General features: G+C 35.4%; 17 protein-coding genes. 9 read left to right on the top strand and 8 right to left on the bottom strand.

All coding sequences use genetic code 11. The annotated features are described in order from the left end of the window. Position 1: 1 nt before the first annotated feature. The 6 genes from BK054_RS07545 (at position 2) to BK054_RS07520 (ending at position 6,088) form a co-directional block, all read left to right on the top strand. A complete protein-coding gene (locus BK054_RS07545) occupies positions 2-385 on the top strand; it encodes a hypothetical protein (protein ID WP_006257462.1) in 384 nt (127 codons plus the stop codon). A gap of 3 nt (positions 386-388) precedes the next feature. Continuing rightward, on the top strand, positions 389-1,537 hold the full coding sequence (locus BK054_RS07540; RefSeq protein ID WP_058699235.1) for a glutathionylspermidine synthase family protein: 1,149 nt from the start codon (positions 389-391) through the stop codon (positions 1,535-1,537). 82 nt (positions 1,538-1,619) lie between these two features. Next, complete coding sequence (locus tag BK054_RS07535; RefSeq protein WP_006262737.1) at positions 1,620-2,192, top strand: pentapeptide repeat-containing protein; 573 nt, start codon at positions 1,620-1,622, stop codon at positions 2,190-2,192. A gap of 68 nt (positions 2,193-2,260) precedes the next feature. Further along, positions 2,261-4,591: a hypothetical protein gene (locus BK054_RS07530; RefSeq protein ID WP_058699234.1), complete on the top strand. Its 2,331-nt coding sequence runs from the start codon at positions 2,261-2,263 to the stop codon at positions 4,589-4,591. Positions 4,592-4,615: 24 nt separating this feature from the next. Then, on the top strand, positions 4,616-5,365 hold the full coding sequence (locus BK054_RS07525) for an SDR family NAD(P)-dependent oxidoreductase (RefSeq protein ID WP_058699233.1): 750 nt from the start codon (positions 4,616-4,618) through the stop codon (positions 5,363-5,365). Between the two features lie 72 nt (positions 5,366-5,437). Next, a complete protein-coding gene (locus tag BK054_RS07520) occupies positions 5,438-6,088 on the top strand; it encodes a WG repeat-containing protein (RefSeq protein WP_006257467.1) in 651 nt (216 codons plus the stop codon). A 172-nt stretch (positions 6,089-6,260) separates the two neighbouring features. On the opposite strand, the gene BK054_RS07515 is transcribed toward BK054_RS07520, so the two are convergent. Continuing rightward, entirely contained in the window at positions 6,261-8,138 is a 1,878-nt protein-coding gene (locus BK054_RS07515; protein WP_058699232.1) for a TonB-dependent receptor plug domain-containing protein, read from the bottom strand. 244 nt (positions 8,139-8,382) lie between these two features. Here BK054_RS07515 and BK054_RS07510 point away from each other — a divergent pair, with 244 nt between their 5' ends. Then, the gene (locus BK054_RS07510; RefSeq protein WP_071307197.1) at positions 8,383-9,906 is read left to right on the top strand and encodes a murein L,D-transpeptidase; all 1,524 of its coding nucleotides are present in this window, start codon (positions 8,383-8,385) and stop codon (positions 9,904-9,906) included. A 62-nt stretch (positions 9,907-9,968) separates the two neighbouring features. On the opposite strand, the gene BK054_RS07505 is transcribed toward BK054_RS07510, so the two are convergent. Then, a complete protein-coding gene (locus BK054_RS07505) occupies positions 9,969-10,712 on the bottom strand; it encodes a murein L,D-transpeptidase catalytic domain family protein (protein WP_006257472.1) in 744 nt (247 codons plus the stop codon). Between the two features lie 192 nt (positions 10,713-10,904). On the opposite strand from BK054_RS07505, the gene gpmI reads away from it, so the two are divergent. Further along, positions 10,905-12,422, top strand: coding sequence for a 2,3-bisphosphoglycerate-independent phosphoglycerate mutase (gene gpmI / locus BK054_RS07500; RefSeq protein WP_016650120.1), 1,518 nt, complete (start codon positions 10,905-10,907; stop codon positions 12,420-12,422). A gap of 53 nt (positions 12,423-12,475) precedes the next feature. Here the strand turns inward: gpmI and BK054_RS07495 are convergent, their stop codons facing one another. Together BK054_RS07495 and BK054_RS07490 are read right to left on the bottom strand one after the other, a co-directional pair. Continuing rightward, complete coding sequence (locus BK054_RS07495) at positions 12,476-13,054, bottom strand: Crp/Fnr family transcriptional regulator (RefSeq protein ID WP_006257474.1); 579 nt, start codon at positions 13,052-13,054, stop codon at positions 12,476-12,478. Between the two features lie 94 nt (positions 13,055-13,148). Continuing rightward, a complete protein-coding gene (locus BK054_RS07490; RefSeq protein ID WP_071307196.1) occupies positions 13,149-14,339 on the bottom strand; it encodes a pyridoxal phosphate-dependent aminotransferase in 1,191 nt (396 codons plus the stop codon). A gap of 114 nt (positions 14,340-14,453) precedes the next feature. Between BK054_RS07490 and rsmG the strand changes: the two genes are divergently transcribed. Then, positions 14,454-15,083, top strand: a complete 630-nt coding sequence (gene rsmG, locus BK054_RS07485; protein WP_006257476.1) for a 16S rRNA (guanine(527)-N(7))-methyltransferase RsmG — start codon at positions 14,454-14,456, stop codon at positions 15,081-15,083. A 36-nt stretch (positions 15,084-15,119) separates the two neighbouring features. Here the strand turns inward: rsmG and BK054_RS07480 are convergent, their stop codons facing one another. The 4 genes from BK054_RS07480 to apaG all read right to left on the bottom strand — a co-directional run bounded on the left by BK054_RS07480 (position 15,120) and on the right by apaG (position 20,747). Then, positions 15,120-15,992, bottom strand: a complete 873-nt coding sequence (locus BK054_RS07480; protein ID WP_006257477.1) for a universal stress protein — start codon at positions 15,990-15,992, stop codon at positions 15,120-15,122. A gap of 2 nt (positions 15,993-15,994) precedes the next feature. Continuing rightward, positions 15,995-17,584 (bottom strand): BCCT family transporter, encoded by a 1,590-nt coding sequence (locus BK054_RS07475; protein WP_006262729.1) that lies wholly within the window; start codon positions 17,582-17,584, stop codon positions 15,995-15,997. A 367-nt stretch (positions 17,585-17,951) separates the two neighbouring features. Beyond that, entirely contained in the window at positions 17,952-19,577 is a 1,626-nt protein-coding gene (gene pruA, locus BK054_RS07470) for an L-glutamate gamma-semialdehyde dehydrogenase (RefSeq protein ID WP_006257480.1), read from the bottom strand. 774 nt (positions 19,578-20,351) lie between these two features. After that, positions 20,352-20,747, bottom strand: coding sequence for a Co2+/Mg2+ efflux protein ApaG (apaG, locus tag BK054_RS07465; protein ID WP_006262728.1), 396 nt, complete (start codon positions 20,745-20,747; stop codon positions 20,352-20,354). Positions 20,748-20,794 lie beyond the last annotated feature (47 nt).

The raw sequence follows: 20,794 nt of genomic DNA, 5'->3' as shown, positions 1-20,794 counted from the left end.
CATGAATAGAAAAAGTAGTAAAGCAGTGAGTCTAGTACTTATCACAGCAGCATTAGCTTCATGCTCTAAGACTCCTGATAAACAAGAAGAACAAGAACAAGCACAGAAAGTATATATGAGAGCAGATAGCTCTGCACCGTATACAGATGTGACTCAACAATATAACCAACAACGCCATCACAGTGGAGGTGGTATGGGGAGTGCGCTACTATGGTACATGGCCTTCAGACCACTAATGGGTGGAGGTATGGGATATGCTAGTAATGGACTCTCTCACCAAGCTAATGTAGGTACGAATACATCTAAATCTAATGCTGTAAAGACACATAAGTCTGCTAGAGGAGGTTTTGGTAATACTTCTAAATCATCTACTGTTAGTTCATAATCTATGAGAATAAAATACCTAACAGCTGATGCAAATTGGCAAAAAAGATTAGAAGACAACGGTTTTGGATTTCACACGGATGAGAATAATGTCCCTTATTGGATAGAGCACTACTATTACAGTATAGAGCCAGCATTCGCTGATGAGATATACAATGCCACTACTGAGCTATGGCAGATGTGCTTAGAGGCAGTAGATCACGTGATCACGCATAATCTATTTGATCAATTTCAGATTCCGATCTTCTTTCACGATCATATAAAGCAGTCATGGGAGAGCGATGCTCCAAGTATCTATGGTCGTTTTGACTTTGTCTTCGATGAGAAAAAACAACAACTGAAAGTATTAGAGTTTAATGCAGATACTCCTACTTCTCTGTATGAAACAGGAGTGACACAGTGGCAATGGATGCAACATTACTTCGGTGAACGCAAAGACCAGTTTAACTCTGTACACGATCAATTAATCGCTTCATGGCGTGATCTAAAGCCTTATCTTAAAGGGGACACACTACACTTCAGTTGTATGCGTGAGACCTTAGAGGATCTAACGAATATAGAATACCTAAGAGACACTGCTATACAAGCTGGTATCAACACAAAGCTAATCTTCATAGATGATATCGGATGGAATGGGGTTAACTTTACAGACCTAGAAGAAGAGACGATAACTGATATATTTAAGCTATATCCGTGGGAATGGTTGGTATATGAGCCATTTGCGCTACATATACCGAATGACGAAGCACAAGCGAACTGGATAGAACCGTCATGGAAGATGATCTTATCTAATAAGGCTATCATGGCTGTACTGTGGAAGCTGTATCCTAACCATCCACTACTACTAGAGACCTACTTCGATACACCTAATGGGATGCGTGACTATGTAAAGAAACCTTTACTCTCAAGAGAAGGCGCTAATGTAACGCTATACCAGCATGGAGCTATCGTAGAAGCTACTCCTGGAGATTATGGAGAAGAAGGCTATATCTGTCAAGAGTTAGCTCACTTACACCAAGAGTCAACAGGATATTCTATTATCGGAAGCTGGATCATAGGTCAAGAATCATGTGGGATTACATTCCGAGAAAGTAATAATCGAATCACAACAGACAAAAGCAGATTTATACCTCATATCATAGAAGAACCATAAGGATAAATCTTTATAATATTATATCTTGCTACCGTATATGGATAAGTTCTATATACGGTAGCTAACTTTTAACACCAGACAGATGACTCCTGAATTTATATACGACAAACAATACAGTAACACTGTATTTAACTATAACGATATCTCATTTAAAGAATTTGAGAATTGTAAGTTTGAAAACTGTGATCTGAGCGCTTGTTCATTCTTAGCTACTCTTTTTATAGACTGTGATTTTATCAACTGCAATTTTAAAGATGCAGAGGTGAACTATGTAGGACTGCGCAATGTCAACTTTACAGCTTGTAACTTTACGCGTGTAAACTTCGCCATGATAGACCAGACTATATTCGAATTTACCTTTACAGACTGCAATTTAGAATTAACTCAGTTCTATGGATTAAAGCTTAAAAAGCAACTGTTTTCTAACTGTAGTCTAATCAGTGCTGATTTCTCTGATACAGATCTGAGTATGGCACTATTTGACAACTGTAACTTACACCGTGCAGTATTTCACAAGGCCAATGCAGAGAAAGCGGACTTCTATACGAGTTATAACTATGATATCGACCCACAGTTCACTAAGATTAAAAAAGCGATATTCTCTATGGATGGATTAGCTGGTTTACTAACAAAGCATCAATTAGTCTTAAAGTAATTCATAATAATTACAAAAACATAAAGATAAATTAGTACTTTTAAGTATTAATTTATCTTTATTAAAAAATGAAATTATCAAAACGTGTCAAAATCCTTTTAATAGTTGGTGTCAGTCTACTAGGGCTATATCAGATAGGAAGGTATGCATTAAATCGTTTTATATATAAGCACTTACCAGAGATCATCGCAGAGAAGAATGATACTCCTTATGATCTAGCGTATGAGGACATCAGCTATTATCCTGCATTAAGAAGACTAACTGTCTCTGGAATCACAGTCACTCCTAAAGATACTACTACTCACCCTAGTCTTACTTATATCAGTGCAAGACTAGATAAAATAGTGATTCAAGGGGTAGCTATCAAAGAATTACTACAAAACAAGAATCTACGTGCAAACAAAATCAAACTAAGTCATCCTAGTATAGTGATGATTAAAGGAGATAGTGTCGTAAAGAAGCAAGCTAAAATAAACGTAAAAAATGATATAGATATAGAATCTATTATCGTAGAGCATGCTCATGTCTTAATAAAAGACAGAAAGAGTAATACAAGACTAAATGAGGTCTATAACTTCAATGCAACAATCAGAGGAGTACATTTCGGTGAAGAAGTCGTAGAGAAGGCAATACCTTTTAGTTATGACTCTTATGTGATGACTACAGACTCTATCTATAGTAAGTTGAATGAGTGGCATAAGTTCACCATCGGTAAGATTATCATAGAACCAACAGCGCTAGAGATGCACCAGCTATCTGTAAAGCCCTTCTCAGAGACTGTCGAGTCAAAAGAATTAACTAAGAACTTATTGTCTGTAGATATCCCACAGCTAAAGCTGACTGGGACAGACTGGGGGTATAAAAATGAGCAAGACTTCTACCTTGACATTGCTTCTATAGAGACGGACTCTACAGCGATCACTATCAAAAACAACAAACTCAAACAAGATATCAAAGTAGCAGAAAAACAACCTGCTAAAAAAACTAAAAAGCAGAAAAAGCAAGAGGTGGCAGTGGTATATGATACATTGCCTGCACTAGTCCCATTTGCTTTGAAGATAGGCGACATTAAGATTAACAAATTATCATTAGATGCATTAGACACTTGGAATACGTCTAAGACTAATATAGTCTTAACGGATATCAACAATAAGGTAGGAGAACAACTAAAAGTAGCTAAAATAGCGATAGACTCTCCTGTTATCACCTATACTCCTAATGATGTAAAGAGTAAACCTAAGACTACTGCTAAGTTATTGTCGGATTATATCACATTAGATTCATTAGTGCTGCGCAAGGCGGCTTTCCAAATACACGATAGAAAGACAAATAGCAACAGCTTAAAGGTGAATAATATCAATGCTGTGATAGCAGATATACGCATTGATAAAAACACTGGTGGAAATAAGATTCCTTTTACTTATGGCAAGACTACGCTATCCTCTGGAGCGATTACATACGATACGAAGAAATATTATGATATAAGTGTAGACTCTCTATCTATCGATAATAAAGAGCTAAAACTGGCTAACTTCAATATGAAGCCAAAGTACTCTAGAAAGAAGACTGTAAGCATGTTTAGATATGCAGATGATATCTTCACATTACAAGCAAAAGAGATAGCTTTAAAAAATTATAACTACGACTTCGATGCCAAGGGAACTCTACTGTTTAAAACAGAACAGATTAACATCAATCAACTTGATGCTAATATCTTTAGAGATAAGGCTCCTACATTCAATATGAGTATCAAACCCATGTTTAGTAAAAAGCTAAGAGATCTAAAATTCGGACTAGAAGTAAATAATGTAGCAATACGCAACTCTAAACTAGTCTATGAAGAGACTGACCCTAAAGCAGTAGCTCCTGGTAAGATTATGTTCCACAACTTCAATGCGACTATTAAGAATATATATAGTGGATATGGTGTGACTAAAGTACCTACTACTACGATAGCTGTCAATGCGAGGTTTATGAATGCAGCTCCACTACGTGTAGACTGGTCTTTCAATGTACTTAACAGAAGAGATAACTTCAATATACAAGGTAAGATTACGAACTTCCCAGCTAATTCTATGCGCCCGTTCTTACAGCCGTATGTCAAGGCTAATACAGAAGGTAGTATCAGTCTAGTCACTTTTAACTTCTCTGGTAATAATACTTCTGCTACAGGAACCTATGGTATGCAATATGAGGATCTAAAGGTAACTATCTATAAGAAAGATGGGCAACAAAAGAAAAAGTTCTTATCTGCTGTGGGGAATATGTTTATCCGAAAGAACACTAAGGATGAAGTCAAAACAGTTAATATTAAAAAAGTAGATAGAGTCCAAGAGAAGTCTTTTTTCAATTATCTTTGGTTATGCATAATGCAAGGTTTAAAACAAACCGTCTTATAGTACAACACCACAAAACAAAAAGATATGAAAACAGCATTCATTACAGGAGCAACATCAGGTATAGGAAAAGCAACAGCGCAAGCATTAGCTACTAATCACAGACTAATCTTGTGTGGGAGAAATAAAGAGAACTTAGCGGCCATAGAGCGTGAATTAGCAGAGCAGACAGAAGTGCTAACACTAACCTTCGATGTAAGTGATAAAGAAGCTACCTTTAAGGCAATAGCCTCTCTTCCGACTGCATGGCAAGATATAGATGTGCTAATCAATAACGCTGGGAATGCTCATGGATTAGCTACTTTCCAAGAAGCTTCTCTAGAGGACTTAGAAGCTATGATAGATATCAATGTAAAGGGAATAATCTATGTGACCAAAGCTATTGTTCCTCTTATGATCAAAAGACAATATGGACATATCGTCAATCTATCTTCTATCGCAGGGAAAGAGTCATACCAAAACGGTACAATCTACTGCGCTTCTAAGGCTGCTGTAGAGGCATTCTCTAAAGGACTGAGATATGATTTATTATCTGATGGAATTAAGGTAACTAATGTAGCTCCTGGGGCAGTAGAAACAGACTTCTCACTAATCCGATTTAAAGGAGATAGCGATAGAGCAGCAAAGGTATATGAAGGGTATACTCCATTAGTAGCAGAAGATATAGCGAATGCTATAGCTTATATCGTCAACCAACCTGAACATGTGCAAATAGCTGATATTACAGTATTTCCGAAGGCTCAAGCTGGTGCAACAACCATTCATAAAAAATTGTAAAAATTAACCTATTAATCATCCCAAAACTAATACATTTGCAGAGGAATTACAGTACGTTAATCTTCTATTAGAATGAAACAAATCTTAGCAATAAGTCTCTTATTAGGACTGAGTTGCACATCTAGTTGGGCTTATAAAAGTACCTACTCACACATCAATGTACAGTTAGAGGAAAGTGTAAAACTAGACACCGTCTATCTCGACTTAAAAAATGACCCAGACTTTAAGTTTCAAAACAACTTAAGATGGTATCAAGATAAGAAGTTAGAGTTGTTTGGAATCAAAACCAATAAGAATGAAATCTTCATTGAGCCTCTTTTCTATCAGATAGAATCTTTTATAGAAGGAATATCTATTGTGTCTATGGACAACTTCCAAGGCGCAATAAATGATAAAGGAGAAGTGATTATTCCTTTTGCTTATGAAGAACTACAGACGAGTAGTGAGTACAAAATAGCCTTCTTAGAAGGTGGCAAGTGGGGATTCTTCAACACAGAAGGTAAAAAGATTATCTCTGCTCAATATGATTATGTAGGAAGCTACTCTGATGGATTAGCATTAGCTTCTAAAGATCAATTGTTTGGTTATATCGATCACAAAGGAAGAGTAGTCATCCCTTTTCAATATGACTACGCTAGTAACTTCGAAGATGGACAAGCACAAGTAGAACTAAAGTTTGAATCATTTACGATTGATAAAAAAGGAACTAAGGTATCTTATTAAAATAAAAAACGGTAAGCTGTACAAGGCTTACCGTTTCTGTATACTAGAATTTCATAGCAAAAAAGCGTATTCTAAGTATTTGTAATAATTGATTCATACTATTGAAACTACCCCCCACGATAATCAAAACAGTACTTAGTCATCTGAAAACTCCAACTAACCAATTTATATATTAAAGTCCATTAAACTTCACTCCTAACATAAACCATCTACCAGGCATAGGTACTGCACCTGCCTCTATATAAGTAGTATCAAATATATTCTGAGCATCTAGATAGATACTATATTTCTTTAGATTATAGTTGATTCTTATATCTGTAATCCAGTAATTCTTATAACTAATACGCTCGTTAAAACGATTAGCTAGTGTAGCACTAAGCTTATTATAAGTATAATTAATAGTTCCTACTAACTGATGTCTTAAACTCTCTATCGCATACTTAGAGATCTTATCTTCTCCTTTATTCTCCACTTTTGGAGATAAATAAGTATATGATAATCCTAAGTCCCAATAAGACTTTTCTGATCCTAGTTTATACTTTAAAGCTGTATTAAATCCTTTAGTCTTATTCTTAGAAGCATTATATGGCTGATATGGCACTGTCGTATCTACTCTTATCCAATCAATAAAGTCATCAATATCTCTGTAAAAAGCAAAAGCCTCTGCTCTAAATCCTTTATTGACATACTTCCCTCCTAATTCTATCTGATACGCTTTCTCAGGTAATAAATATGGATTACCTATATTACCTGGTCGTTGATCTAAATACAAATCTGTAAAAGAAGGTATTCTACTTGCTGTACCAGCATTAAACATCGCTTTCCAATGTTCATTAAAGGTATAACTAGCGTCTATCCCTGGGAAAACTTCCCATCCATACTTCGTATTATAATTAACATAAGCCCCTAGATTTACATCTAATCGATCAAAGAACTCACGCTGTATCTCAGCGTACAATCCGTAGTTACTCTTACTGTGATCCCCAATATTAGTTGAGTTAATCTCTTCATACCTCATCTCTCCTCCAAAAGATATCTTACCAAAATCTGCTAAGTACTCTCCTCTAATATTACTAGTAATCGCATGTGAGTAATGACGGCTACGTGCCTTACTTAACTCATGTCTGAAGTAACGATAATCATCAAAGTTATATCTGTAAGCTACACTGGGCATTAATGTAAAACGGTCAGTTAAATAATGACGTGAACTCAGATTTAGCATTGATGTAGATACTACTTCTTTTGACTCTTTATCTCCAGGAGCTGCGTAGAATCCATTTGCTCCAAAAGAACTTCTAGCATGACCTGCAAGTACCATAATAGCATTATTCTCATTAGGGGTATAGTTCCCTTGATAGAAGATTTTATTGTTATTAAAAGCAGTGTTATAACGAGTACCATTACCTGAGTCATGGCTACCGAATAACATATGATTATCTTTTTTGCGTACAAGTGTACCTCCTAATTGAATACCTCGGTTATTAAATAACTCTCCATGATCGCCTTCTTTATCTTTCTTTAAGCTACTTCCGATATACGTATTAGCAAAAAGACCATCTTTTTTAGGGTTCTTCGTTACGATATTCACTACTCCTGTCAGGCTGTTCACACCATATAGACGAGCAGAAGGTCCGCGTACTATTTCTATACGTTCAATCGCTTCTAAAGGAATTGGTACATTAAGGCTATTATGGCCTGTCTGTGGATCCGAAATCTTCTGTCCGTTTAATAACAATACATTCTGCTCAAAGCTACCTCCGTCAATACTAAAGTCTGATTGAGTTCCAAATGGCCCTCTCTGACGAATATCAACACCAGTAGCATAAGTCAACAACTCATTAATAGACGACACAGGTAATTGTTTTATCTGTTCTTGATTAATAAATGTAATATTTCTATTCTTCAACGAACTTGGCAATTGTAATCGTTGATTATAGATTACTATTTCTTCTATTTTATCTTCAAGGGTATTTTCTGTCTTAGTTTGTCCTTGTGATTGCACTGTAAAAAGAGTACTTAACAAGGCTAAAATGACATAATTATTCTTCATTTCAGGTAGTTTATTTGTGCAAAACTATTCTTATTCCTCTCTTCTATACTAGTCCACTTTTAAAATAACAACTAGTCCGGCCTACAGTACTCCAAAACGAGGTTTATAGAACATTTTAAGAATAAACAATAAATTATTCACTATATTATATTAAATTCGCAGTATAATATATAAAAACATGAAACATTTAATCTTCAGTTTTTTGAGTATACTTGTCCTTACTTCTTGTAAAAAGGCAAATACTATGGCAGAAACTTTGATTCTCAATGATACCATCAAGGTAGACCCTATGGAGGATCAAATAAAGGTACACGTAGATAGTGCATCTATAGTTAGTCTTCCAAAGGATATCCAAAAGTTCTATGTAGAGAACCTATACCAAATCGGTTGGGGAAGAACAAGTAACCGAGAACAACTTCTAAAAGTACTTGACGAAGCATATTTAGATGGAATCAATAACTCAAAGTACAATACTGAAAAAGTTCATCAATTTCACAAAGATTATCAAAGGCTATCAAACCTAGATAAAATACAAGCAGATTTTCTGTTCACTAAAGCATTTTTTAATGCGAGTAAAGACTTGTATAATGGTGTACAAAATCCTAGAAGATTATACAATGACTGGGATATGTTTCCAAAAGAACTAAATACAGCTGCTACAATGCAACTCGCTTTAAGTAGAGGAACAATACAGACGACCTTTGATAGTTTAAGATCACCTCATAAAATATATGTCAATCTAAAAAATAAACTATCAAACCTATATCAACTGAATCAAGATACAATCAAAGCTGTGACAGCTAAGTATAAGTTAAATGATACAGTACCTGAGCTAGTGAATATTAAAAAACATTTAAACTTCTTGAGTTATTACCCTGATAGCCTATCAAAGGACTTTATCAATAACGAAGGAGTCGTAACTGCTTTAAAACAAGTTCAAAAAAATAGTAAACTAGTCGAGAACGGTGTTGCTGATAAGAAAACAATAGAGGCCATCCTAAAAGAAGAAGCTACTGTAAAAGAAAAGCTAGTAGTCAATCTAGAACGTTGGAGATGGTTCCCAAGAGATTTAGGTGATAACTATATCTTAATCAATATAGCTGATTATAGTTTAGTTGCGGTGAAGTCTGGTGATACTGTAAAACAACACAAGGTAATCGTAGGTACGACAGGTCGTAAAACGCCTATACTGAGCTCAGTTCTAAAGACAATTGTGATCAATCCAACATGGACAGTTCCTCCTACCATTCTAAAGAATGACTTAACACCTAAAGCTAGTGCTAACTTAAGTTACTTCTCTAATGCTAGATTTACAATCTACGATAAGAGCACAGGCAAAGTAGTAGCTCCAGAAAACTGGGATTCTAGCAAAGCTTCTTCTTATAGATATGTACAGAAAGCCGGTGTAGGTAACACATTAGGTCGTATTAAATTTATGTTTGATAACAATCACGCAGTGTACTTACATGACACTCCTAATAAAGCTAACTTTAATAGAGCTCAGAGAAGTTTAAGTTCTGGATGTATACGTGTAGAAGATCCTTTTGACTTAGCACAGTTTGTATTTGATATTCAACAGAACGAGATTACTCAAGAAGAGATAAAAAAGATTCTTGATTCTCAAAACACTAAAAATATCACAACTAGTAAAGAAGCTGTACACATCCATCAATTATACTGGACTATCCAAGTAGCTAACGATGGTAAGATAACTCAGTTTAGAGATGTCTATAAATTCGACAATGACTTATATACTAAGCTACAATAATAAAAAAACACCCATTAAGAATAAAATCTTAATGGGTGTTTTTCTTTATATAAAAGGTCTTACTAAACAAATTTTGACTTTAACTCATACTGATTACTTGGATAATAAATAAACAATAGAGATTTGTCTTTAATCATTTCTATTAAATCATCATTTACTTCTACAGGCACAGCTGGGCAACCATAACTACGTCCCAACTTCCCTTGAGCGCGTACTAAATCAGGTGAAGCATAATCCGCTCCATGGATTACAATCGCTCTTTCTCTAGCTTTATCATTAATCCCTGCTTCCAATCCATCTAATCTAAGAGAGAATCCATTTCTTCCGTTATACGTCTCTCCTGTAGTATAAAATCCTAAGCTACTCATATGTGAGTTCACACGATTAGAAAACGTAGTTGCGTATTCTTCTCCTGTCTTCTTGCCATGTGCTACAAGTGATTGTAACAGAACAGCATTCTCTTTCATATCTATCACCCATAGACGAGGCTTAGCTGACGATAAACTAAAGTCAACGATAGTCAACTTCTCATTCTTAATCTTACCTGTTTCTAGCATTTTATAATACCCTTTCAGTGCAGCAGTATATACTGCTCTAGCAGGAGCATTATAATGATTTAATTCTAAACTAGAATACAAACTCTTAGCCGTACTTTCAAAACTATATTCTTCAGAATCCACTGTGTTATCTACAGTTTTTTCAATCACATTTGTATATTCATTCGACGTTGGTAAAGTATTACTTCCTACTACATTCCCAAAAAATGCCATTGAGGCAAATAACCAATAAAAATTCTTTTGTTTCATATAACCTTCTCATTTATAGTCTTTAATTCTAATTTTAGAAACGTAAATTTAAAAAAAATATTATACGACCAAAGGAATTTTTAATAATAAAAGTATTTAATGCCATTATTTCAAGAATCAAACATTGCCTTTTTTGAATAAGTATGCGTAAATTTGTATAACACAACTAATAATATTTAAAGTTTCACTATTATGAATAAGAAAGTAATATTAATGATTCTAGATGGCTGGGGACAGACTCAAGATCCTAAAGTATCAGCTATCGAGCACGCAAATACGCCATTTATAGACAGTCTATATACTAAATATCCTAATACATTTGTACTTACTGATGGACTAAATGTAGGTCTTCCAAAAGGGCAAATGGGTAACTCTGAAGTAGGACACATGAATCTTGGGGCAGGTAGAATCGTCTATCAAGACCTTGTAAAAATAAATATGGCAGTAGAAGATAACACTATTGCTAAAGAGCCTGCATTACAAGCAGCATTCGAATACGCAAAGACAAACAATAAAAAAGTACACTTCTTAGGACTGCTATCTGATGGTGGAGTACACTCTCATGAGCAACATTTATATGGTCTAGTAGATGCAGCATCAGCTGCAGGAGTATCAGATATCTGTATTCACGCTTTTACAGATGGACGAGATGTAGATCCTAAATCGGGTGCAAATCACGTACAACAACTACAAGACAGACTGAGCTTATCTACTGCTAAACTAGCTTCTGTAATCGGAAGATACTATGCAATGGATAGAGACCAGCGTTGGGAAAGAGTAGCAAAGGCTTACCATCTGTTAGTAAACGGTACAGGTATTCACTCTACTGATGCAGTAAAAAGCATTGAAGCAAGTTATTTAAATAATGTGACTGACGAGTTTATTGAGCCTATTGTAATGGTTGATGAAAACAATCAGCCTGTAGGAAAGATTGAAAATGACGATGTAGTGATCTTCTTTAACTTTAGAACGGATAGAGGAAGAGAACTAACACGTGTATTATCTCAAGAAGATCATTCAGATCATGACATGAAGAAACTTGACTTGTACTTTGTAACGCTTACGAACTACGATGATACTTATAAGAATGTACATGTTGTCTATGACAAAGAGAACTTACACAACACATTGGGTGAAGTACTAGAAAAACATGGCAAGAAACAAATACGTATTGCAGAGACAGAAAAATATCCACACGTGACTTTCTTCTTCTCTGGAGGTAGAGAACTTCCATTCGATGGAGAACAGCGTATCTTATGTCCTTCTCCCAAAGTAGCTACTTATGACCTTAAGCCTGAGATGAGTGCTTATGACCTTAAAGACGCACTTATTCCTGAATTGAAAAAAGGAGAAGCTGACTTCGTATGTCTAAACTTTGCTAACGGAGATATGGTAGGACACACAGGTGTAATGGAAGCAGCAATCAAAGCATGCGAAGCAGTAGACCAATGTGTAAAAGAAGTAATCACAACTGCTCTTGATAATGGATACACTACGATAGTGTTAGCAGATCATGGTAACTGTGAGGTAATGATTAACCCTGATGGTACTCCCAACACAGCACATACTACTAATCCTGTACCGATCATTATCGTAGACAATGATATCAAAGAGGTAAAGGATGGAGTACTGGGAGACTTAGCTCCTACTATTCTTAAACTAATAGGCATACCTCAACCAGAAGAAATGACTAGACACTCTCTAGTATAATATACAAAAAAAGCCACTCGATGAGTGGCTTTTCTATTTTATATCATAGACATTTACTTTCCTGTAAGCATCTTTTTCTTCATTTTACTAAAAAACTCAGGAGTAACCCCTAAATAAGAAGCTATCTGCTTCTGTGGTAGACAATACTTAATCTCAGGGAAACGCTCTAAAAAGCGCGTATAACGCTCTTCTGCAGGTAGTGATAAGTTGTCCATCAGTCGTTGTTGTGTAGCCACTAGTGATCTCTCTATAAGAACTCTGAAATAACGTTCTATCTTAGGTACTCTATCAAACAAAGCTAACTGATGATCTCTACTCAAAGTCATTACTATCGCATCTTCTACTACTTCTAAATAAGAGTTACCAGGTTTTTGAGATAAATAACTATACATATCAGCTATCCACCATCCTGATGCTGCAAAGCTAACAGTATGTTCTACTGCTTGATCATCTAGACAATAGTTTCGTACGATACCCGAAACGACAAAAGTAGAATTAATACATACTTCTCCTGCACTTAACAGCTTTGTTTTAGCAGGGTAACGAGTTACAGTAAATGACTCTAATATAATCTGTTGTTCCTCTTTAGTCAGAGAAACATGTTTAGCAAAACTCTGTAATAATATATCCACGATAATGAACTTTTATAAAGTATAAAAATAAGAAATAATGCTCATGATAACTAAAAAAAGCCTTATTTCTAAGGCTTTTTTTAACTATTATAACTTACGCTAATGCTTCTTTAATTCTTTTGAATGCTTCGATCAACTGATCTTCACTAGTCGCATACGACATACGTATACAATCAGGATTCCCGAATGCCACTCCTGTTACAGTAGCTACGTGTGCTTTCTCTAACAGATACATAGATAGATCATCCGCATTATTAATCTTTACACCTTGAAGTGTCTTTCCAAAGAAAGAAGATATGTCTGGGAATACATAGAATGCTCCTTCAGGTACATTAATCTTAACTCCAGGAATCTCTTTTAATAACCCTACTACTAGATCTCTTCTATTCTTAAATGCCGCAACCATATCTTTTAATACACTAGGATCAGCCTCTACAGCAGTAATAGTAGCACGCTGTGCAATACTATTAGCACCAGACGTTACTTGTCCTTGCATCTTAGTACATGCCTTAGCAATAAACTCAGGAGCACCAATATATCCGATACGATATCCTGTCATCGCAAATGCCTTAGCAATACCATTTACAGTAATTGTACGGTCAATTAAATTACCAATAGTTCCGATACTGCAGTAATTACTTGTAAAATTGATATGCTCATATATCTCATCTGATAGGATAAAGATATTTGGATATTTCTCTAATACTTTAGCTATAGCTTCGAATTCCTCTTTGCTATATACAGAACCACTAGGATTACATGGTGAGCAGAACCATATCATCTTCGTCTTAGGAGTGATAGCGGCCTCTAATTGCTCAGGAGTAATTTTAAAATCACTCTCTATACTAGTAGGCACTTCTACAGGAGTACCCTCAGCCATCTTCACGATCTCAGCATAACTCACCCAGTATGGAGCAGGAATTACTACCTCATCACCAGGGTTGATCATGACATGAGCTACATTGTATAATGATTGTTTAGCACCAGTAGATACAACGATCTGACTCGGTGAATAATTTAAATTATTATCTCTCTTAAACTTATTGCTTATTGCCTCTCTTAGTTCTTTATATCCTTCTACAGGTGGATACTTACTATAGTTATCTTTTACAGCCTGAATAGCAGCTTCTTTGATAAACTCAGGAGCATTAAAATCTGGCTCACCTAGACTCAAACTAATTACGTCTACGCCTTGTTCTTTTAACTCTCTTGCTTTCGCAGCCATTGCTAAGGTCTGTGAAGTAGTCAAATTGTTTATTCTATTAGATAGAAGTTGGTTGCTCATCTTGTTGTGATTTTAATGAAACTTAATCCCAAAGGTAATTATTATATCTCTATTAATCTGTGTTATCTTTTATTTATTCACGATAAAAAGCCTACTTTTGTCAAAATTTACGACATGGAAGAAATCTTAAAATATTTCCCTAATTTAACTCCTGAACAGATTGCTCAATTTGAGAAATTGGAAGAAGTATATACGGATTGGAATGCTAAAATTAACGTTATTTCACGTAAGGATATACATGAGCTATATACGAAGCATGTATTACATTCATTAGGTATCGCTAAGGTTATGGAGTTCCTTCCTGGAGCTAATATACTAGATGTAGGTACTGGTGGAGGTTTCCCTGGTATTCCTTTAGCTATATTATATCCAGAAACTAACTTTTACCTAATCGACATTATCGCGAAGAAGATACGCGTAGTTAATGAAGTAGTAAAAGCGTTAGACTTAAAGAACGTTAAAGCAGAACAAAAACGTGCCGAAACTATAGACGAGAAGTTTGACTTCATCGTAAGTAGAGCTGTTACGAATATGCCTGACTTCGTAGAGTGGATTAGACACAAAACGAAGAAAGAAAACAAGCATGAGTTTGACAATGGTATATTATACCTAAAAGGAGGTGACTTAACAGAAGAGCTTAAGGACTTCCCTAAAGCTGTTCAGTTTGACCTGACTAATATCTTCTCAGATGAATTCTTTGAAACGAAAAAAGTGGTGTACTTACCCTTAAAATATAAAGGATAAAAAGAAAGGGCTGTCTTATAGACGGCCCTTCTTCTTTTATTTACTGTGCTTAACGAATAATAAGCAAGTATTCGTATTTCTGTGTAGTAAATGATTCGCCACACTACCTAAGAATATCTCTTTAAATCCTGTAGTACCCTTCACTCCCAGTATCAGCATATCCGCCTTTTTACTGCGCGCATAAGCGATCAAGGATGCTGATATATTGCGCTCTCCAGCAGGCACTATATCAATATCAGAATAAGTAGCGTACTTCTTATTCCATTTCTCTTGTTTTTCTTTGATATCATCCTTCGTTACTTTCTCTAATTCTCTATTCGTCATCGTAGGATAGAACCCCATATAAGACTTAGAGATATGTACTGCAGAATGCTCTATCTTTTGCCCCTTCGAATTATTCTTAAAACGATCTGCCCACATCATAATATCACTCGTATATCGAGAGAAGTCTATCGCATCAATTACTGTTGTGATTGGTACTTTAAACGTATCTGGTACTAATAATAATGCTGAAGGGAATATACGTACCAGCTTATCAGCCAGCGCACCAGTACCCTCTAGTTCCTGTTTATTACCTAATACCATCAGGTCATACGAAGATTTCTTAGCTATATTCATAAAAGCAATCTCTGTATAACTCTCTACCGATACCAAGATTTCGAAATCATAACTCACTCCTGCTTCTGTGAAATACTGAGTAAGCTTATTCTTTATCTTCTCCTTAATAACAACAATGCTCTCTGGTTTAAGTAATTCCTTAGGTAACTCACCTACTTTAAGGTTGTGCACATACGTTACCTTATTTATATCTAAAATCTGGTCTAGCACTTGCATATATTGCAACAGATATTGATCCATTGTAGACAAGTCTAAACCAACTATTATATCTAATTTTTTATTTTTATCCATCCTTATTTGCTTTGTGGTTCATCTAATAGTTCTGCTATAATCTCTTTATAGCTCTTTTCTTCTTTTGACTTAGCCTTCTTAGACGATTTAGCTAACTCTTCTTTTAACCCTTTTTGTAAACTATAACACATCACCAGTAATATCACTGCAAAAGGCAGTCCTGTAATAATAACCGCAGTCTGTAGCGCATCCAGTCCTCCTCCCCATAATAATACGATAGCAATAATCCCTTGTGCAAAAGACCAAAAGACTCTCTGCCACACAGGAGACTCTCCATTACTACCTGAGGTAATATTATCTACAACTAATGAACCTGAATCAGAAGAGGTAATAAAGAAAGAGAAAATCAGAATAATCGCCACAATAGAAAGGAACTTAGTAAAAGGGAAGTTCTCTAAGAAGACAAATAATGCTGTAGACACATCAGCTTTAACTGCTGCTATCATCGTCACATCACCTGATAAAATAGTGTGCAATGCACTACCTCCGAAGACATTCATCCATAATAAGGTAATCAACCCTGGTACAATCAATACCCCTAATACAAACTCTTTCACGGTACGTCCTTTAGAGATACGAGCAATAAAACTTCCTACAAAAGGAGACCATGCAATCCACCAAGCCCAATAGAATATAGTCCAGACATTCTGCCAGCCAGAACCTAAGTAAGTATCATTCCATGTACTTATATCAATAAAATTAGCTAAGTACGCTCCTGTATTCTCAACATACCCTTTCATGATAAATAGAGTCGGCCCAAGAATAAAGATTAGCAACATAAAACTGGCTGCGATATACATATTGGCATTACTAAGTATCTTAACTCCTTTATCTAATCCTGAAAAAACAGAAATAGTAGCGATACCAATCACAAACAGAATAATCCCTGCTTGCATCATAGGACTTATCTCCCAACCATATAAATACTCTAAACCAGCTGTAATCTGTATTACCCCTAATCCTAAAGATGTAGATAATCCAAACACTGTAGCTAAAGCCGATAATATATCGATTATGTGTCCCCACCAGCCATGTATTTTCTCTCCCCAGAATGGGTAAAAAAGAGATCTAAAGGTCATAGGTAACTTTCTATTAAATCCAAAAAAGGCTAAAGCTAATCCAACCATCGCATAAATACCCCAAGCGTGTAATCCCCAGTGCAAACTCGTAAATTGCATAGCTTGTACAGCAGCTTCTATGTCTGTATCTACTGGTCTAGGCGTATTAAAGAAATGAGATACAGGCTCAGCAATACTAAAGAACATAATACCGATCCCCATACCTGTACTAAACAGCATGGCAAACCAAGATGCCTTAGTAAACTCTGGTTCTGCATCATCCCCTCCTAACCGTATCTTACCGAACTTACTAAAAGCAAGGTAGATAGCAAATATTAAAATAACATTCACTGTCACGACAAAGAACCAACCAAAGTTAGAAGTTACCGCTAATTGGGCAGCAGGAAACCAAACCCCTACCTTTTCAGGAAAAAGGACACAGGTTAAGATTAAAGCTACTATTAATAATATTGAAGTGATAAAAACAGGTGGATTAATCACCAAGTTTTTGTTATCAAGTAATTTTTTAAACATGAGTTATACTATTTAAATTAATAATTATAACCCAGTACTTTAAAGATAAAAAAGGATCATTTTTCAGTAATCGAAAAATAATAAAAGCAAAAAGATAATAGTTTTTACTCAGTCGTTTTATAAGTGTTATTGGTAAATAGTGTTCTCTTAAAAACGATCCTAATAAAAAGGGACTTTTTTCTGTATTCGAAAAAAGATAAAAGCAAAATAGATAGTGTATTCTTACTTAGTAGTATATCCTGAATGACTCTTATCATGTCATTCTTCATCGGTTATACATTCCCAATAAAAAGCACTGAATTGTATTCTAGTGTAAATTAAAAAAGGCGGTCAACTCTTTTGCAACCGCCTTTTTATTATAATTTGATTATCCTAAGAAAGGATATTTATAATCAGTTGCAGGAACGAAAGTTTCTTTAATCGTTCTTGGTGATACCCAACGAAGTAGGTTAAGGATAGAACCCGCTTTATCATTAGTACCAGAAGCTCTAGCCCCACCGAATGGTTGTTGTCCTACTACAGCACCTGTTGGTTTATCATTGATATAGAAGTTACCAGCACAGTTTACTAATGCTTCTGTAGCCTCTACGATAGCATAACGACATCCAGAGAAGATAGCTCCTGTTAATGCATAGATAGAAGTCTCATCCACTAATTTTAATGTTTCAGACCATTTAGCATCTTCGTATACATAGATAGTTAATACAGGACCGAATAGTTCTGTTTCCATCGTTGCATACTTAGGATTAGTAGTTAAGATAACTGTTGGTTCGATAAAGTAACCAATAGATTTATCATATTTACCTCCTAAGATAACTTCTGCGTCAGCATCAGCTTTTGCTTGATCGATAGCTTTCGCTAATTTGTCAAATGAAGCTTCTGTAATCACAGACGAAACATAGTTACTTGGATCTTCTGGAGAACCCATTTTAATAGTAGCTAAATCAGCAGTCATATATTCTTTCACTTGATTCCATAATGAAGCTGGAACATAAGCTCTAGATGCTGCAGAACATTTTTGTCCTTGGTATTCAAAAGCACCTCTTGTAAGAGCTACTGCTACCTCTTTAGGACAAGCTGATGGATGAGCTACAACGAAGTCTTTACCACCTGTCTCTCCTACGATACGTGGGTAAGTTTTGTATTTATCGATGTTTTGACCGATTTGAGCCCACATACTGTTAAATACTCCTGTAGATCCTGTGAAGTGGATACCAGCGAAGTCAGGACTTGCTAATAACGTATCAGTGATCATTCCAGAGTTACCATATACTACGTTGATAACACCATCAGGTAAACCTGCAGCTTTAAACACCTCTACGATTACTCTAGCAGAGTAGATTTGAGTTGCAGCTGGTTTCCATACCACTACATTCCCCATCATAGCAGGAGCAGAAGGTAAGTTACCAGAGATAGCTGTAAAGTTAAAAGGAGTGATCGCATAGATAAATCCTTCTAATGGACGGTGCTCTAATCTGTTCCATACTCCATCTACAGAAGCTGGTTGTTCAGAATAGATCTGAGTCATATACTCTACGTTGAAACGTAAGAAGTCAATAAACTCACATGCAGAGTCAATCTCAGCTTGGTGTAATGTTTTTGCTTGAGCGATCATCGTAGCAGCATTGATCTTAGCACGGTAAGGACCAGCTAATAATTCAGCAGCTTTTAAGAAGATAGATGCTCTGTGTTCCCATGGCATTGCAGCCCATTTTTTTCTAGCTTCTAAAGCAGTAGCAATAGCTTTCTCTACTAACGCTTTATCAGCTTCGTGGTAAACACCTAATTTATGTTTGTGATCAAATGGAGGGAACAAATCTTTTGTATTTCCTGTTCTGATTTCTTCTCCACCAATGTATAATGGAATATCAACTGTTGTGTTGTATTGCTCTTTGAACGAGTTCAAAGTCAATTCTCTTTCTTTTGTTCCTGGTGCATAAGACTTAACTGGCTCATTGAACGCAGTTGGAACTTGATAGAATCCTTTTGACATATTACGCGTATTATTTATGTAGTTTCTAAATGAATAAGTACAAATATAACGAAAAAAATTGAAACCACTTTTCTCTAAAACAGTAAAAACATCTCCTTAACGATTTCAAAACATTGACTATCAATAGTCTTTTTACCTCACTACATTCTTCTAACTATCTGTTATACTTTACACTGAATACAAACCTAAGTGCGATTAATAATTAGTTTTTACAATCACGCCAGAAGTAAATCAAAATATTTTTATGTAAATGAATCACACCCCATTAATATTCTTTAGAAAAAATAAAAAGCAAGTACAAAATCTATTTCAATTCAGCATGTATTGATCCACCACAGATAGTTTTGTACTGATTTGCTAGGGGATTGCTTGAGGGTTTCTTGCACCTTTCTTCGAGAAAAACACCTTCTAGGCAAGGAAAGCCCAAGAAAACTCCTAGGAATCCCCTAAGAAGTGCAAGCAGAAGGTTATTATCTCATTCATAAATAGTAATCAAAATCAACACTCTCTTATCAGTTTAAAAATTTCAACAGCTACTTATGCTTTAGCCCATATATGCATATTGATATCGCGTTAAAATAATACCATTAGACACTTATAGAGTAAGATATTAAAACAACTAAATACCTCCTCTATCCTATTCACCATTTCTCACTATTACCTTACCACCTTTAACTTATAAAAAAACCACCTTTATGTAATTGCATAAAGGTGGTTGAAGCATTTTATTTTTAGTATACTAGCCACTCTATAAGAGTGCGTTCTTTATTATTTCTAATTCAATACGAAAGGGGCTACTAGCTTAAAGTTTGGGATTTCTACATTAAAATAAGTTTGGTTCGCTAGATTAAGTACCTCATAGAATCCCTGCATAGCTCCCATAGATGAATTTAAGACACATCCACTACTATATGTATATTTGGTACCAGGCTCTATGATAGGTTGCTCACCTACTACACCCTCTCCTTTTACTATCTGTACACTATTCAGCGCATCATATATCTCCCATAGTCGTCCTTTCACCTGGATATAATCAGTAGAGTTATTTTCAATTGTTATTTTATATGAAAAAGCATAGCATATCTTTTTTGATTTAAAAAAATTGCCTTCATATTCAGTATTTACAGATATTTTTATTCCCTTCGTCGTTTGTGAAATCATCTTTTCCATCTTAATAATTTACTATAAAAAACACATTGAATTCTTCGTTTTATCAC

The organism is Myroides sp. ZB35 (assembly GCF_001865835.1).
Lineage (GTDB): Bacteria > Bacteroidota > Bacteroidia > Flavobacteriales > Flavobacteriaceae > Flavobacterium > Flavobacterium odoratimimum.
This window is presented reverse-complemented; position numbering and strand designations above follow the sequence as displayed.